Source organism: Ruegeria sp. HKCCD7296, from assembly GCF_013110775.1.
Lineage (GTDB): Bacteria > Pseudomonadota > Alphaproteobacteria > Rhodobacterales > Rhodobacteraceae > Ruegeria.
Genome location: NZ_WVRF01000001.1, coordinates 78,410 through 94,971 on the forward strand (window position 1 = coordinate 78,410; position 16,562 = coordinate 94,971).

The window sequence follows — 16,562 nt, forward strand, 5'->3', positions numbered from 1 at the left end:
CTTTTGGTTTTCCCCAGTATATCACGGTCAGGGTGTTGGATCTCAAGCAACAATCCAGTGAGATCGGCAATTAGCCGCCAACTGGGATGCGAATTCTTCAAAAATCGGCCCCGGCACGAAATTTCATCGAAACCCCGCCTTCTGGGTGTTTCAGGCGCAGTTCTTCCGAATGCAGCATTAATCTTGGGAAATCCGCCGCAGCACCCGTTGCATAAAACGGGTCGCCCAGAATCGGATGACCCAACGCCTGCATGTGAACCCGCAACTGATGAGACCGACCGGTTTTGGGAAACAGGCGCACACGCGTTGTGTCGCCCTCATGTTTTACGACGCGCCAATCGGTGAGCGCAGGCTTTCCGGTGTCGTGGCAGACCATTTGTCGGGGCCGGTTGGGCCAGTCCACAATCAAAGGCAGGTCCACTGTGCCGGTCTTTGGCTCCAGCCGACCCCAGACACGGGCGACATAGGTTTTGCGGGTCTGGCGCTGTTCGAACTGCATGCTCAGATTGCGCTGAGCATGGGGCGTTTGGGCAAAAACCATGACCCCTGATGTATCCCGGTCCAACCGATGCACCAGCAATGCCTGGGGAAAAGCCGCCTGCACCCGAGTCAAAAGACAATCGGCCAGGTGTTCACCACGCCCCGGCACCGAAAGCAGGCCAGACGGTTTGTTCACCACAATGAGTTGCGCGTCTTCGTGCAAGACATCCAGCGGGGTTTGAGGGGGGGCATAAGTCTCGCTCATGGGGGCCTGCCTATCGCAGCCCGTGACCTCCCGCAACGTCGTCCTTGCCTGTTGGGCAATGTTCAGAGACCTTCGACACAGGAGGAAACGACATGCACCCGACCATCGAACGAATACAAGAGGTTGTCGCCAAAGGCGATGAAACCCTGATCCACGCGCTTCTGGCCAAGGATGTCCGGTTCCTGCCCCCAACCTACTACAGCACCTGGACCGGGCGCGCGCCGGTGGCCGCCGTTCTGGGACATGTTGGTCAGGTGTTTTCAGACTTCCGCTATCGCCGCATCATGGGCGAAGGAAAAGACTGGGCGTTGGAATTCCAGTGCAAGGTCGGCGATCTTGACGGGATCGGGGTGGATCTGATCACGCTAAACGACGACGGTTTGATTCAAACCTTCGAGGTCGCGATGCGGCCATACAAGACAGTGGGTGCACTACGAGAGGCGATGATGGCGCGCGTTATGACCGATGCACGGTTTCTCAAGTTCAAAGACGCCCTGAGCTGATCGTGCGCGGTTTGATTGCAGCCGATCAGGTCCTGCGCATTCCTCTGCTGCCGGTTCTGGCAGCGCAGGGGCTTTCAGTCCGGAGCAACGCTCAGATGTTGCCAGAGCCGACGGGCCCGCGGAATGGCCGATCAGGTCGCGGACCACGCCTGCGCCTGCTCATCTGTGGCGACAGCTCGGCGGCTGGTGTTGGGGCCGGAACTCAGGCGCAGGCTCTGTCTGGGCAGTTGGTTGACCGGCTGGCCAAACACTATTCGGTCGAGTGGCAATTGGAAGCGACCACGGGATACACAACACTGGACACACTCGACCGCTTGAAAAGCCTGAAGGGGGAGTTTGACGCAGTTGTCACGGCGTTGGGCGTCAATGATGTGACCCGTGCCGTTACATCCCGACAATTTGCGTACCGCCAAACGCAGCTTATCACTGCTCTGTCCAACGATCTGGGAGCACGACGCATTGTCGTAACCGGCGTTCCACAGATGAACAGGTTCCCGGCTTTGTCCCATCCTTTGGCTTGGGTCCTCGGCCGTCAGGCGGCCCGGCTGGATCAGGCACTGCAGCAGGTTGTGTCGGCCTACCCCCATGTCCAGCATCTGAAACTCGATCTGCCGGATGACCCGGCGCTTGCTGCCCCGGACGGCTATCATCCCAGTCCACACGCCTACGCCCTTTGGGCGGACGCCGCAGCGCAATTGTTGCGTCAGGCCTGAGCCCGCGCCTGCCGGATCATCGGGATCGAATAGACAATCAACGCCGCCCAGATCAGCGGGAAAGCGATCATCCGACCGGTGTCGATCTTTTCGCCAAAAACAGTGATTGCCGTCACAAAGATCATGGTCGGCGCGATGTACTGCAGGATACCCATCGTGGACAGCCGCACCAGCTTGGCACCGTTTGCATAGACCAGCAGCGGCACGGCCGTCACGATTCCGGCGCAGGACAACAGCAAGGTATCGGAAAGAGCCACGCCAAATTTTCCCGTACCCTGCACACCCAGAAATGTGACGTAGACCAAAGCCGGGATCAAAAGGATCAGCACCTCAAGCAAGAATCCTTGATTGGGTCCAATTGGCAGAGATCGTTTGAAAAAAGCGTAAAATCCCCAGCTGACCATCAGACCAAGCGCAGCCCAAGGTAGTCGACCCGCTTCCAGGACCAAAACCAACACACCCAAAGCGGGCAGACCTACGGCCACCAAATGCGTCCGCGTCAATGGCTCGCGCAACAAAATCGCGCCGAGTGCGATGCTGAAGAGGGGGTTGATATAATATCCCAGCGCTGCATCCAACGCGTGCCCTGTAGAAATTGCCCAAACATAAATCGCCCAGTTCACCGAGATCAGCGCTGCCGTCAATGCAGCCATCCCCAACATCTTCGGATTGGTCAGAGCCGCCTTAAGGTCCCTAGTGCGCCCGAGAATAACCAACAGCAACCCGGCCACCGGAACCGACCAAATAATGCGATGGGCCACAACCTCAACCGGCCCGATATGGTCCAGCGCTTTCAGGTAAAGCGGCAGAAACCCCCACAAAACATAGGCGGTAACCGCAAGCGCAAGGCCCTTCGGGGTATCTGCATTCTGAGAAGCAGGAGGCGTGTTTGCCACAGTAAGTCTCCGGTAAGTACCGGACACACTTACGGCAGTTCAGGTCAACTTGAAAACTCTGAAAACCGTGAAGTCGTACATAACGAATAGTGATGGGTCGATCTCAGACGTCGCCTGGAAACCCATGTTAGTGCAGCGAGGCGCTGCCTCGCGCTCCGAGGTATTTTTAGGCCAGATGAACAAGGGATCCTACATTCATCTGGCCCCAAATACCTCGGGGGAGTCGCCCGAGAAGGGCGGCGGGGGCAGTGCCCCCTCGCCATTGTCAGACTTTCACGCGCTCGGATTTTGGGTCGTACATCGGCTTAAGCGAAGCTTCTGCTCTAACCTTCACCCCACAGACATCGATCTCATAAGTGGATGCCAGAACGTCCGCAGGCTTTTCGCCTTCGCATGGGACATAACCCAGACCAATGGCACCGCCCAATGTGTGGCCATAGTTGCCCGAACTCAGATAGCCCACATATTCGCCATCGCGGACAATTGGTTCGTTGTGGAACAGCAGCGGTTCAGCGTCTGTTAACTTGAACTGCACCAACCGGTTCTTGGGGCCACTTTCCTTGCGGGCAATCACGGCTTCCCGACCGATGAAGTCGCTGCCCTTGTCCACCTTGACGGCAAAGCCAAGACCCGCATCCACCACATGATCCTCGCAGGTGATGTCGTGCCCGAAATGGCGGAAGCCTTTTTCGATACGGGCGCTGTCCATCATGTGCATCCCGCACAGCTTCAGCCCCATATCCTGTCCGGCCTCGTGGAGGGTTTCGAATACATGGCCTGCCATGTCCGCAGAAACATAGATCTCCCATCCAAGCTCGCCCACATAGGTGACGCGATGAGCACGCGCCAGGCCCATTCCGATCTCAATCTCCTGCGCAGTGCCGAAGGGGTTGGCCGCGTTGGTGAAATCGTTGGGCGACACTTTCTCGAGCAGAGCACGCGAGTTGGGCCCCATAACGGCCAAGACACCCTCACCTGCTGTGACATCGGTGATCACGACGTTGAAATCGCCCGCGTGGCGCATCATCCAGGTTTGATCTGCCTGACGTGTCGCAGCAGGAGTCACGACCAGATATGCGGTTTCGCTCAGTCGTGTGACAGTCACATCGGCTTCGATCCCGCCGGCACGGTTCAGAAACTGCGTGTAGACAATCTTGCCATTAGGTACCGAGTAGTCGCCACCACCGATATAGTTCATGAACTTTTCGGCGTCGGGACCTTCGACGCGGACCTTGCCGAAAGACGACATGTCATACATGCCGACATTTTCGCGCACGGCGCGGTGTTCAGCAGCCGAGTTCTTGAACCAGTTCTGACGCTTCCAGCTATACTGGTATGCGCGCTCTTGCCCTTCACCCGCGAACCAGTTGGCGCGCTCCCAACCAGCCAACTCGCCCATGACAGCACCCTGTTCCAAAAGGTGGTGGTGGAACGGCGTTCGACGCACACCGCGCGCAGTGGCTTTTTGACGATAGGGGAAGTGGTCGGCATACAGCAGCCCCAGCGTCTCTTTCGAGCGTTCGAAGAGGTACTTTTTATTGCCCTGGAACGGCTGCATCCGGCTGATGTCCACATCGCCCAGATCAAAGGGTTTCTCGCCTGTGTCCATCCATTCAGCCAGCGCCATACCCGCGCCACCGGCAGACTGAATACCGATCGAGTTGAAGCCCGCAGCGACCCATACATTATCCATCTCGGGCGCAAGGCCTAAATGATAGGCATCGTCAGGTGTGAACGATTCCGGGCCGTTGAAGAAAGTGTGGATACCGGCTTCGGCCAGCATCGGCATCCGCTCACACGCAGCTTCGAGGATCGGCTCAAAATGGTCGAAGTCTTCGGGGAGTTGATCGAATTCGAACGTGTCCGGGATGCCGTCCATTGCCCACGGTTTCGCGTTGGGTTCGAACGCGCCCAGCAGGATTTTACCTGCATCTTCTTTGTAATACGCGCATTCGTCAGGCACACGCAGCACTGGCAGTTGGGTCAGACCGTCGATATTTTCGGTCACGATATAGAAATGCTCGCACGCATGAAGCGGCACGTTGGTACCCGCCATGCGGCCTACCTCGTGGCCCCACATCCCGGCGCAGTTCACCACCATGTCGCATTCGATATGGCCCGAAGCGCTGCCGTCATCCGCGACCCAATCCACCCCGGTGACAGAACGGCCCTGCTTGACGATGTCAGTGACTTTAACCCGTTCCTTCACGACGGCGCCGCGTTGCCGTGCACCTTTGGCCAGCGCCAGTGCGATATTGGCGGGATCACCCTGGCCGTCCAGCGGCAGGTAAACGGCCCCTTTGACGCCATCGAGATTGATATGCGGATACAGCTCCTGAACGCGTTCGTTCGAGATTTCTTCGACCTCGACACCAAAGGCGCGCGCCATGGCCGCCTGACGGTAAATCTCTTCCTTGCGCTCGTCGGTCAAAGCCACGGTGATTGATCCACAGCGTTTGAAGCCCGTGGCAACACCGGTTTCTTCTTCCAGAGATCCGTAAAGTTCCTGGCTGTATTTCGCCAGCTTGGTCATGTTCGCAGTGGCACGCAGTTGTGCGATCAAACCCGCCGCGTGCCATGTGGTACCGCTGGTTAGCTGCTTGCGTTCCAGAAGAACAACATCCTTCCAGCCCTTTTTGGTCAGGTGATAGGCAACAGAACATCCGATGACACCGCCGCCAATAATGACCACGCGGGCCTTGCTGGGAAGATCAACCATGATGACGACTCCGATAGTGTTTGGTCTGCGGAAGGATGCCATAGGAGGTCGACAGGAAATGCACCAAAAACGTCACCAAATTCGTGAAAATCATCTTTGGTTGGTCTGACGCCTGTCCCGCCTCATGACAAACGGAGTAACCCCGAAGAAGCTCTTGTAAACAGAAGAAAATCCGTTTGGAAACCCACAAGCCATACCGATTTCGCGCACGCTCATCGTGGTGTTCATAAGCAAGTTGTTGGCCTTTGCCAGACGCATTTCACGATAAAACCCATTGGGCGTGGTGCCCAAAAAGGATTTGAACTTACGCTCCAGCGACCGATTCGACAGGTTCAGATCCTCGACAATCTGCTGGATGGGCAGCGGATCTTCGATGTTCTCTTGCATCAGTTTGATGCACTGATCCAGTTTTGCATCTCCGGTGGCCGAGGTTTTTGCCCCGGAAAACGGCTGCATGGAAGAAAAGTCGCGAATCTGCTCATGCAGCATGATATCCGCGACGGTCATTTTCGCCGGCCCCGAGATGTGCCGCCCGATGACAGCCAGTGCGATGTCCGCAGTCGCACCCATGCCCGCACATGTGACCACAGGTCCGTTCTCTGTGGCAATCAGAAGTTTCGCCTCAAACCGGGCGCCGCGCTCACGCAGGAAAGAGGCATTTTCCCAATGGGTTGCCAGGTCTTCGGTGCCTTTTTCATCTATGTAACGGCTGGCGGCTTCAGACAGCAGAAAAACCTGTGCACCACGGTACGTATAATCCGAGACAGTGCGCCCAAGCGACAGGTCGGGTTGATCCGGGTCGGAATTGCCGATGACAAATAGATAGTCCGCCTTGGGCTGCTGCGGCACAATTGAGGTCGAAACAACCGCGTCACTGCTGCTGGCCACATCGCCACCGCGCAGCGACCGGTACGAATATGTGAAAGGTGGAGAAGCACAAACACGGTTCGCCACACGCAGAACATCCACCAGCGAGGCGAGCTCAAGCAGCACAAAACCGGGCGCGACCAGTATGTCGAAATGCTGGATCGTCTGCTTTGGGCTTCTCTGTGTCGCTTCTGCTGTCATCTGTGTGCTCAGACGATATTGTGCCCGGCCGCCCGCAAACGGTTGGCCAGTGTTTCGATATGATCCGGGCCGATTTCGCAGCATCCGCCAACAATAGTAGCACCCTGATTGATCCAACGCATCGCGTGATCTGCATAAGCGTCCGGGCCAAGATCGTGACGTTGTTCCAATGCGTCCACTGTCGGCGCATCTTCGAGGAACCCGTCCGAGATATGCGTGAACCCATTGGCATAGGCCCCAAATGGCAGGGACATGCCGGACAGGATCTCCAACGCGGCCGGGATCGCTTCGGGACGCGAACAGTTGATCAACAGCGCATCCGGGGAAAACTCTTTGATAAGCGGAGCAATATCCGCCAAGGGCTCTCCCGACCTGAGGAAGCGACCGTCGTCATCATTTACTGAAAGAGCAAGCCATACCGGCTTGCCACATTCCGACGTACCCCGTAGCGCACCTTCGGCTTCAAGTACTGATGACACCGTCTCGATCAGAAACAGATCTACGTGATCCGCCATAAGGCCAACCAGTTCCGCAAATTTCTCACCAGCATCGATTGGGTCGGGCTTCAGGTCAGGTCTGTACGATGCCAGCAAAGGCCCCAATGATCCGGCAACGCGCCCTTGCCGACCCTCGCAAGCCGCTTGCGCTTGCGAGACGGCCGTATCAACAAGGGCCTCAAGCTGATCTTCGATGTTTTCAAACCGCAGTCGCGACCGGTGAACCGCATATGTGTTGGTGGTCGCAATGGTGGCCCCACGCCGAAAATATTCGGCGTGAACTTCGCGCACCAATTCGGGGTGTTCAATCATGACACGGGTTGACCAAAGCGCCGTTGGAGCATTGCCACTGAGCTTAACCAGTTCCTGCCCGATCGAACCATCCAAAAGGGTGATATCTGTCATGCTATCGCTCCTTGAGGCAAAAGAACCAGCTTGCCCGGTAAGGTCTTGGATTGGAAGTCCGCTTGCGCCTGGGCGATATCCTTTAACGGATAGGTGCAAGAGATCAGCGGTTTGATCCGTCCCGAATTCATCAATTCGACAAGACGTCCAAAGACTTCAGGGCTTTGATGGGTGCACCCGTGAATTGTGATGTCGCGCAAGTAGATATCCCGCAGATCGGCCTGAACAATTGGGCCTGCGATTGCACCCGACACGGCGTAGTGCCCTCCGGGTTTCAGGGCAAGGATCAGCGATGCCCAAGCAGGACCACCAACGACGTCAATGACCACATCAAAGATGTCTTGAGGCAGCGGTTCACTACGGTCAAACGTAGCTCTTGCCCCCTGGGACATGACGACCTTGGCTTTCGCAGCGCCCGTTACGCCCCATACAGTGGCCCCGCGCAGTGACGCGAGCTGTACAGCGGCCAGACCGACACCACCTGACGCACCAGTGATCAAGACCTTTTGCCCTGCAGTCACGCCTGCGCGGGTCAGCAGGTTTTCGGCGGTTCCAAAGGCACAGGGTATGGCTGCAATTTCAGCATCCGACAAGGGCGAGGTGCTGACGTCGTACAGATCATCCGCCTCTACTAGACAATACTGGGCAAACGCGCCGTCGATCTCTGACCCCAGCGCAATGAACCCCCGAGGATGTCCGGGACGCGGGCGCGGAAGGTTGATCGGGCAGGTTACGCGTTGGCCCGGGCTGAAATGAACTCCTTCGCCCACCATCTCGACAATGCCGCACAGATCCCCACCCTGAATGCGAGGGAAGTGCAAGGCACCGCCCCACCCACCGGCTTCGACGTCTTGCTCCACGGTATCCGTAGCGCCGGTCACATCCGACGAGTACCAGCCGACACGCGTGTTGATATCCGTGTTGTTCACACCGGCCGCGGCAACCCGAACAAGCACTTGGCCCGGACCGGGCTTTGGCACCGGAATATCTTCGCGCCACTCCAAGACTTCGGGTCCACCGTGACCGGTCAGATAAACGCCAGACATGGTGTTGGGGATAGCCATCTCAGACCTCATCATCCGGGTGCGCGGGAACAGGCCCCATGGGAACGATATCGTACCTTGCGTTGACCTTCGCCATTTTGGCCTCATCGGCAAAGTCTGCCTCGGTCATCTTCGCGAGTTCGGCAAGGAACCCATCAAACCCTGACGGCTGAAAGATCATGAGCATTTTGGCAGGTGTATCACCTGCAATGCGGCACGCGTGCGGTACTCCGGGCGGAACGTGCATCGTGGTGCCCTGCCCGCATCGATGCCAGTCGCCGTCGACATAGAAGTCAACTTCACCTTCCAAAAAATAGAAGGTTTCGGCGTGCGTATCGTGGCGATGAAGGCCAAGCGCGAAGCTGGCCTTCAGATTGTCTTCCATAAGCGTGTATGCGCCGTCTGTGTCCTGACCTGACACCTTCACGAAGGTATGGTCATTTTCCCAGTCATAGTTGGGGCCCTCGCCGGGCCCCAGTTTGGCGTATCGTTTGCTCATGGCGGTCTCCGCAAGGGGTTAAGCGCGCAACCGCTCGTTCTCGGGATCCCAAAGCGGTTGATCCTGCTCTACCACAGCGCGGCACTTTTGGCCGTAGATTTCGACCTCAAGCTCGGTACCCGGGTTTGCAAGCTCAGCCTTAATCATGCCCAGAGCGATGGATTTGCCGACACGGTACCCCCATGCGCCCGACGTCGTCTCACCGACGATCTCGTCTCCCTGCCAGATGCAGGACATGTATGGCGCGTCGCAATCGCCAGCCTCAACAGTCAGGGTGACGAACGACTTCTTCACGCCTTGCTGCTTCTCGCTCAGGATCGCGGCCTTGCCGGGGAAGTCCTGCGGTTTGTCCAGTTTGACGAACCGCTCCAGACCACCTTCGAGCAGCGAGTAATCGGTCGACAAATCGCCCTTCCATGCGCGGTAGCCTTTCTCGATCCGCAGAGAGTTCAGCGCGTACATGCCGAACGGCTTGGCACCGGCGTCGATGATCGCGTCATAGATCGCAGGCATATGCTCGTTCAGGGCGTGAACTTCCCACCCCAACTCACCAGCAAAAGACACGCGGATCAGATGGGCCGGTTGGCCAGCCACAGTCGCGGCCTGGTGGGTCAGCCAGCCCGAGGACAGATCGGCATCGGTCAGGCCCGAAAGAATCTCACGCGACTTTGGGCCGGTGACGATCAGCGTGTCGCGGGTTGTGGTGACGTCCTCAACCGATACGCTGGTAGGCATTGCGTTCACCAGAATATCGCGGTCATGCCATTGCGCGGTCGCGGCAGTGATCATGACGAACTCATCTTCACCCAAACGCAGACAGGACATCTCAGTCAGGATGCGGCCGCGGTCATCCGAGATGTAGACCAGATTGATACGTCCCACTTTAGGCAATCCTCCAGCTACTAGGCCACGCAGTGCCTCGGCCGCGCCTTCGCCTTTGACCATGAAACGCGAGAACCCTGGCAGGTCAAGCACGCCGCAATGGTCGCGCACCGCCTCGCATTCTTCTTTGATCCGCTGCTCCCACGGGCCGGAACGGCCCCAGGTATGCGTCGCCTCCAAAGATGTATCATCGCCCGGCTGCGCGAACCAGTTGGCACGTTCCCAGCCGTTATACACACCCATCACGCCGCCCAGCGCTTTGACCTTGTCATGTACCGGCGACAGCTTTTTGTCACGCGCGGCAGGCCATTCGTGGTGCGGGAAATGCATGGCGTATTCGTTGCCGTAGACTTCCATGCCTTTCTGGTTGCAATAGTCCTGATCGGTGTAATCGGTGTAACGGCGCGGATCGACGGCCCACATGTCCCACTCGGTCGCGCCATCAACGATCCACTCGGCCAGCACCTTGCCCGCGCCACCGCCCTGCGCGATGCCAAAGGTAAAGCTGTGCGCCTCGAACGCGTTTTTCACACCCGGCATCGGACCAATCAGCGGCAGGCCATCCGGCGCGTAGGGGATCGGGCCGTTGATCACCCGGCCTACGCCCGACGTTGCCATCAGCGGCACCCGCTCCATTGCGTCGGTGACGATGTCCTCGATTCGATCCAGATCGTCATTCCAAAGCTGGAAGCTGAAATCCTCGGGCATCGGATCGTCTTCGGTCATCCAGTGGCCTTTGCAGTTGGGCTCGTAGGGGCCGAGGTTGAAGCCGTTCTTCTCCTGCCGCAGATAGTAGGAGACATCGACGTCCCGCAGCAGAGGCAGCTTGCCGCCATGTTCCTTCGACCACGCTTCGACTTCGGGGACTTCATCAGTCAGCAGGTATTGGTGGCTCATGACCATCGCGGGAACGGTGCGGCCGCCATAGGGCTTGAACATCTCGCCCACGCGCTGCGCATAATAGCCGGCGGCGTTCACCACATAGTCACAGGCGATGTCGCCCTTTTCCGTATGCACGGTCCAGGTGCCATCGTCATGCTGGGTGACGCCGGTCGCAGGACAGAAGCGGATGATCTTCTGACCCAGATCGCGCGCGCCTTTGGCCAGCGCCTGCGTCAGCTGCGCCGGGTCGATATCGCCGTCGGTGGGATCGTATAAAACGCCCTCAAGGTCATGCGTCTCAAGGAACGGATAGTGCTCCTTGGCCTGTTCGGGGGTCCACATCTCCATCGGGATGCCCTGATAGCGGCCCATGGACATGGCGCGCTCGAACTCTTGCATCCGCTCTTTGCTATGCGCCAGACGGATGGAACCCGAAACGTGATAGTTCATCGGGTAGTCGACCTCTTCAGCCAAGCGCGAATACAGCTCGGTCGAGTAGCGCTGCATGTTCATGATCGCCCATGAGGTCGAGAAGGTCGGCACATTGCCCGCCGCGTGCCAAGTCGAGCCAGCAGTCAGCTCGTTCTTTTCCAGCAGAACGCAGTCGGTCCAGCCCTTCTTGGCCAGATGATAAAGGGACGAGCAGCCCACGACGCCGCCACCGATGATGACAACACGGGCTTTGGTTGGAAAGTCACTCATGTGTTTTGATCCTCTGTTACTGTGCCCGCTGGGGCAGATCGTCTGAGATGTCGTAGTAGTCACCTTTGTCAGCGACAAAGATGTGCTTTGAGAGTTTCAGGCCCGTAGGTTCGCTGAGCGCACCCATGGAAATCGAAATCGTGTCTTCGGCATTGTGCTGCCAGAACAGGAAAGAGCCACATTCACTGCAAAAGCCACGCCGCGCGATATCTGACGCACGGAACCAACGCAGCGTGTCACTGGCGGTAAAGCTCAGGTTGTCCTGCTGGGTCGAGATCGAGGACCAGATATGGCCCGACTGCCTGCGGCACTGGCCGCAATGGCAGGCCGAGGGCGGCGACAGCTCTCCATCGATCGTAAACGCAACTGCGCCGCACAGGCAGGAACCAGTATGCATTAGACTACCCCCTTGCTGTGGGCGTGGAGCTGGCCCCCAGCAACACGCCATAGATGATGAAACAGGTTGCCATCACGCGGCGAACCCAGATGTTGAACACAGCCCCTAGTGCCGCCTTGCCCATCAGCGCACCCAACAAGGTGAAGCCGGTATAGCTGAGCGTGGTGATGATCAGCGCGGTGGGCATGATCACCCCCATTTGCTGCCAGATCGGCACGTCAGGTTGCACGAATTGCGAAAAGGCAGCGAGGTATCCGGCCACGCTTTTAGGATTGATCGTCGCCACTGCCAGCGCGTGAAAATAGACATGCCGAGCAGGTCGTTCAGAGGCCGGCGCTGGTTTCGTAGCGTTCATCCAGCCTCGGATGCCGACCCAAATCAGGAAAGCGGCCCCCACAAGTTTGGCCGCGAAGAACCCGGTCGGTGACGCGGCGATCAGTGCGGTGATGCCCAGCGCCGACATGATCAGAAACGCGCTTGCTTGCGTCAGGATTGCCAGAACACCCAACATCGCCTTTGGGAAGGGCAAACTCATCCCGTTCGAGATACAATTGACCGCATTCGGACCCGGCGTGGTCACGAACACCACGCAAAACAGCGCGAATATGGTCCAGGCTTCAAAGCTCATCAATACACCGGCGGGGCAATGACCCAGATTGCCACTGCGTGCTCATCATAGGGGTTGGACCATTGGTAAGTTTCGTGTTTGATCCGAAAGCTGTCACCCGGGCCAACGGTAAATACGCGCGACCCGATGGTCAGATCCAACCGGCCCGAAATCATGTAGCCCACTTCCTGCGTCGGGCGATTAGCGGGCGTCTGCATCTTCGAATTGGGCTCGAACGTGGAATGCACCATTTCGAAATCATCGGTCAGATCAGGCGAAAGCAGTTCTTCGATCAACCCTTCTTCCCCCGACCCCATGGGCCGGCGCGTTCCCGCACGAACAACATATCCCTTCTCATCAACCGGAACCGCCGCATGAGCAAACAGCATCGACATAGGTACACCAAGGCATTCTGCGATCTGTCGCAGATCCGAGATGGAAGGGTCGGACATGTCCCGTTCAACCTGGCTGAGCCAACCGACCGAGCGCTCCAGCCGTGTCGCGATCTCGGTCAGGGTTAACCCACGCGCCTTGCGCAAGGCACGCAAGTCAGCACCCAATGTCGCGCTTTGTGGGGCTTGGTTGTTCACACAGACACTCCGAATCTCGTGAAATTTTTTATCCTTTTTTCACGATGAGGCAATTTGGTGAAAAATCCAAGCCTTTTTTCATGCACCCCTCATTCCGGATCGATGCGCACTCGGGCTTGCATCGCAGGTAATCTGCCTTTGGAAACTAAACAGCCGATGGCTCTGTCGGTTTACCGGTTTGGCAGACATACATCTCGGTATCTGCCGGCGCATTTTCACAAAGCAACACAAAGCCTGATTTTTGAAGAACGCGGGTGGAAGCCGGGTTATCACGTCCTACCCCGGCAACAAGGCGTGTGACCGGGCCCGGTGTCAACGCAGCGATCAGCCCATCCAAAAGCTCTGAGGCATAGCCATTGCCCCAGGCGTTTTCTGCGATCAGATAGCCGAGATGAATATTTGGGACTGCATTGAGACTTAACTCAGTAGCCAGAATCGTAAGTCCGATCAGATGACCATCTTGTCTTTGCCGCACCACCAGAACATCACTTTCAACGCAACGGGCGTCGATCCAGTGCGAAATGTCCCGATCCTGCAACTGCATGGATGGCGGCAAGCACTTCAAGACATTGGGTGTCAGCAATGTGCTGAGCTCGCTTTCGAGTTTCTGCCGCAGCAACGGGACCTGAAGTTCTTCCGTCCAATGATTGACCAAAAGGCGCGGTGTGGAGAACTGGTTTGGTGTCATGCCCGCTCCAACTCAAATTCGGCAGCTACACTGTATCAGATGCCGAGAAGAACCAAAACACAGCCACCATTGAACGAGTCTGAACCCATCCAAAAACTGCTACGCTGAAGCGAAGGTCTGTGACAGAATCGTCGACAGATTTTCCGCGTCATCGACCGAAAACGCATCCGGTTGATTGCTGTCGATGTCAAAAACCGCGATCACCTCACCCGCTGCGTTGCGAACGGGTAAAACCAACTCGGACCGAGTTGAAGAGGCGCACGCAACATGGCCGGGGAAGGCGTCGACATCCGGCACAAGCTGCACCTCACCTGTCCTTGCGGCGGCACCACAGACGCCCCGGTCAAATGGGATGACAAGGCAACCGTGCCCGCCTTGATAAGGGCCGATTTTCAACAAGCCAGGGTCAACGACCCGATAAAACCCTGTCCAGTCAAAGCGGTCATCGGAATGATGCACCTCGCACGCGACCGTGGCCATCAAAGCGACCAGATCCGTTTCGCCTTCAGTCAAGGCCGCGATTGTCTTGGTCAGGGTATCGTATTCGACTTTCATTGTTTCTTATCCATAGGGGCCGCGCGGGGGCCATGCCCCCGCACCCTCGAAGTATTTGGAAAAAGATGAAGGGTCAAACGCGTTCGATTGCTATCGCTGTGCCTTCGCCGCCGCCAATACAGATTGCCGCCACGCCGCGTTTGAGGTCCCGCTTCTCCAAAGCGTTCAGCAATGTGACCATGATGCGCGCGCCCGAGGCACCAATAGGATGACCCAACGCACAGGCCCCGCCATTCACATTCACTTTGTCGCGCGGCAGACCCATCTCATGCATGAACGCCATCGGCACAACCGCGAAGGCTTCGTTAACCTCCCACAAGTCAACGTCATCCTTGCTCCAACCGATGCGGGACAAAAGTTTCTGTGCGGCCGGAACCGGCGCAGTGGTAAAAAGCCCGGGCGCTTGCGCGTGACTTGCATGACCCAGAATACGTGCGCGCACCGCCAATCCTTGCGCTTCGGCTGCTTCGGCCGAGGCCAGGACAAGCGCTGCGGCGCCATCCGAAATCGAAGAGGAGTTGGCAGCCGTCACCGTGCCGTCCTTTCGAAACGCGGGTTTCAAGGTCGGGATTTTGTCAGGGCGGGCAGATTTCGGTTGCTCATCACAGTCCTGGACAATCTCGCCCTTACGCGTGCGAACTGTGACAGGCGCAATTTCCTGATCAAAGGCCCCGTTTTCCTGTGCGGTCAGGGCATTCGACAAAGATTGCAGAGCGTACTCATCCTGCGCTTCGCGTGTGAACTGATACGCTTCGGCACAGTCTTCGGCAAAGGTGCCCATCAGACGACCTTTGTCATAGGCATCTTCCAGCCCGTCCAGGAACATATGGTCGACCACCTGACCGTGGCCAATTCGGGCGCCGCCGCGCATCTTGGGCAGCAGGTAAGGAGCATTTGTCATACTCTCCATGCCGCCAGCGACCATTGTATCCGCATGGCCCAGCGCGATCTGATCAAAGGCGACCATCGCCGCTTTCATGCCCGAGCCGCACATCTTGTTTAACGTGGTCGCAGGAACTTCTTCGCCCAAACCAGCTGCAAATCCGGCCTGCCGCGCGGGGGCTTGGCCTTGCCCCGCAGGCAAAACACATCCCATCAGAACTTCGTCGACGGTCTGGGCCCCGGCCTGGCGCAACGCAGCCCGGATTGCGTCCCCCCCCAGGTCGGCGGCGGCAACGCCGTCGAACATGCCCTGAAAGCCACCCATCGGCGTTCTGGCGGCTCCTGTAATCACAACATCTTTCATCCGGGTTTTCCTCCTGCTTTCGGGTTCTTGAATACCGAATGGTAAGAATTGGCGTCTAGCGTATTTCTACGACTCATTTTTCAGTTTGGAGGGCGCCCGAGCCATGGGGCTGACCAGCACATCACACGGCCCAATACAGGTCATAACCGTGCATTCCGACCGGATCGATGCCGCGATGGCCATTCAGTTCAAGGAAGACATGCGCGCGGAAACCGAAAACGGCGCAGATCGGGTTGTGCTGAATTTGTCGGGGGTTGAGTTTATCGATTCCAGCGGTCTGGGCGCGATTGTGGCGTCGATGAAGCAACTGGGCAAAGACCGCAGGCTGGATCTGGCCGGACCGCAACCCGTGGTCCAGAAAGTCTTTCGCCTGACCCGGATGGACACCGTTTTCCGGCTGTTTGAAACACTGGACGACGCACTGTCGGACCCGGATGCGTGACCAAGGCAGGAGTGAATGGGCGTGGAGCCAATTTGTAACGAGACCTGCCTGGAACTAAGCTTCCCCGCAACAGACGCCGAAGCCAGCGCAGGTATCGCGCGGCTTAGCAGCGGTCTGGCAAACCATGGTTTGCCGCCTGATAAATCTGACGATGTGAAGATTGCATTGGCCGAAGCAATCAACAATGTGGTGGAACATGCTTACAAGGGCATTGCTCCGGCTAAGGTGCAGGTGACTTGTCGACTTGATCGGAATCGGCTGGACATCTTGATCTCGGATACCGGGCACCCGCTGCCTGGCCTACAAATGCCGGACGGAACGCCCGCGCCGCTGGGGAAAACAACGCAAGATTTGCCGGAAGGGGGGTTTGGCTGGTTCCTGATTCACCAACTCACCAGTGACATCCAATATGAGCGCCGAGATGGGTGTAATCGGCTTTCGCTGCGGTTTAACTTCGGCAAAAGTGCGTAATCAGGCCCAATT

18 protein-coding genes are annotated in these 16,562 nt (G+C 57.6%); 4 read left to right on the forward strand and 14 right to left on the reverse strand.

The window, feature by feature from the left end:
* Positions 1 to 97: 97 nt before the first annotated feature.
* Positions 98 to 745, reverse strand: coding sequence for an RluA family pseudouridine synthase (locus GS632_RS00365; RefSeq protein WP_171620041.1), 648 nt, complete (start codon positions 743 to 745; stop codon positions 98 to 100).
* Between the two features lie 92 nt (positions 746 to 837).
* Between GS632_RS00365 and GS632_RS00370 the strand changes: the two genes are divergently transcribed.
* The gene (locus GS632_RS00370) at positions 838 to 1,248 is read left to right on the forward strand and encodes a nuclear transport factor 2 family protein (protein ID WP_171721945.1); all 411 of its coding nucleotides are present in this window, start codon (positions 838 to 840) and stop codon (positions 1,246 to 1,248) included.
* 2 nt (positions 1,249 to 1,250) lie between these two features.
* A complete protein-coding gene (locus GS632_RS00375; protein WP_371810043.1) occupies positions 1,251 to 1,961 on the forward strand; it encodes an SGNH/GDSL hydrolase family protein in 711 nt (236 codons plus the stop codon).
* Here the strand turns inward: GS632_RS00375 and rarD are convergent.
* The 13 genes from rarD to GS632_RS00440 form a co-directional block, all read right to left on the reverse strand.
* Positions 1,952 to 2,857 carry an EamA family transporter RarD gene (gene rarD / locus GS632_RS00380; RefSeq protein WP_171721946.1) on the reverse strand — a complete coding sequence of 302 codons (906 nt, stop codon included), beginning with the start codon at positions 2,855 to 2,857 and terminating at the stop codon, positions 1,952 to 1,954. The two genes, GS632_RS00375 and rarD, sit on opposite strands and share 10 nt — an antisense overlap.
* 265 nt (positions 2,858 to 3,122) lie before the next feature.
* Positions 3,123 to 5,576, reverse strand: a complete 2,454-nt coding sequence (locus tag GS632_RS00385; RefSeq protein WP_171721947.1) for an FAD-dependent oxidoreductase — start codon at positions 5,574 to 5,576, stop codon at positions 3,123 to 3,125.
* Between the two features lie 90 nt (positions 5,577 to 5,666).
* A complete protein-coding gene (locus tag GS632_RS00390) occupies positions 5,667 to 6,644 on the reverse strand; it encodes a GlxA family transcriptional regulator (RefSeq protein ID WP_171236059.1) in 978 nt (325 codons plus the stop codon).
* Between the two features lie 8 nt (positions 6,645 to 6,652).
* A complete protein-coding gene (locus tag GS632_RS00395; protein ID WP_171721948.1) occupies positions 6,653 to 7,546 on the reverse strand; it encodes a homocysteine S-methyltransferase family protein in 894 nt (297 codons plus the stop codon).
* Entirely contained in the window at positions 7,543 to 8,610 is a 1,068-nt protein-coding gene (locus tag GS632_RS00400) for an alcohol dehydrogenase family protein (RefSeq protein ID WP_171721949.1), read from the reverse strand. Before GS632_RS00400 ends, GS632_RS00395 begins: the two co-directional genes overlap by 4 nt.
* A gap of 1 nt (position 8,611) precedes the next feature.
* Positions 8,612 to 9,088 (reverse strand): cupin domain-containing protein, encoded by a 477-nt coding sequence (locus tag GS632_RS00405; protein WP_171721950.1) that lies wholly within the window; start codon positions 9,086 to 9,088, stop codon positions 8,612 to 8,614.
* Between the two features lie 18 nt (positions 9,089 to 9,106).
* Positions 9,107 to 11,554, reverse strand: a complete 2,448-nt coding sequence (locus tag GS632_RS00410; RefSeq protein WP_171721951.1) for an FAD-dependent oxidoreductase — start codon at positions 11,552 to 11,554, stop codon at positions 9,107 to 9,109.
* Positions 11,555 to 11,570: 16 nt separating this feature from the next.
* Entirely contained in the window at positions 11,571 to 11,951 is a 381-nt protein-coding gene (locus GS632_RS00415; RefSeq protein WP_171721952.1) for a GFA family protein, read from the reverse strand.
* 4 nt (positions 11,952 to 11,955) lie between these two features.
* Entirely contained in the window at positions 11,956 to 12,579 is a 624-nt protein-coding gene (locus GS632_RS00420) for a LysE family translocator (protein ID WP_171721953.1), read from the reverse strand.
* Positions 12,579 to 13,148, reverse strand: a complete 570-nt coding sequence (locus GS632_RS00425; protein ID WP_171180216.1) for an XRE family transcriptional regulator — start codon at positions 13,146 to 13,148, stop codon at positions 12,579 to 12,581. The genes GS632_RS00420 and GS632_RS00425 overlap by 1 nt, the downstream gene beginning before the upstream one ends.
* Positions 13,149 to 13,293: 145 nt before the next feature.
* The gene (locus GS632_RS00430) at positions 13,294 to 13,836 is read right to left on the reverse strand and encodes a GNAT family N-acetyltransferase (protein ID WP_171180218.1); all 543 of its coding nucleotides are present in this window, start codon (positions 13,834 to 13,836) and stop codon (positions 13,294 to 13,296) included.
* A gap of 99 nt (positions 13,837 to 13,935) precedes the next feature.
* Positions 13,936 to 14,391 (reverse strand): GAF domain-containing protein, encoded by a 456-nt coding sequence (locus GS632_RS00435; protein WP_171721954.1) that lies wholly within the window; start codon positions 14,389 to 14,391, stop codon positions 13,936 to 13,938.
* Between the two features lie 73 nt (positions 14,392 to 14,464).
* Positions 14,465 to 15,637: an acetyl-CoA C-acyltransferase gene (locus GS632_RS00440; RefSeq protein ID WP_171236065.1), complete on the reverse strand. Its 1,173-nt coding sequence runs from the start codon at positions 15,635 to 15,637 to the stop codon at positions 14,465 to 14,467.
* Positions 15,638 to 15,740: 103 nt separating this feature from the next.
* On the opposite strand from GS632_RS00440, the gene GS632_RS00445 reads away from it, so the two are divergent.
* Both GS632_RS00445 and GS632_RS00450 read left to right on the forward strand, forming a co-directional pair.
* A complete protein-coding gene (locus tag GS632_RS00445; protein ID WP_171180223.1) occupies positions 15,741 to 16,079 on the forward strand; it encodes an STAS domain-containing protein in 339 nt (112 codons plus the stop codon).
* Positions 16,080 to 16,094: 15 nt separating this feature from the next.
* Entirely contained in the window at positions 16,095 to 16,550 is a 456-nt protein-coding gene (locus GS632_RS00450; RefSeq protein WP_171180226.1) for an ATP-binding protein, read from the forward strand.
* Positions 16,551 to 16,562 lie beyond the last annotated feature (12 nt).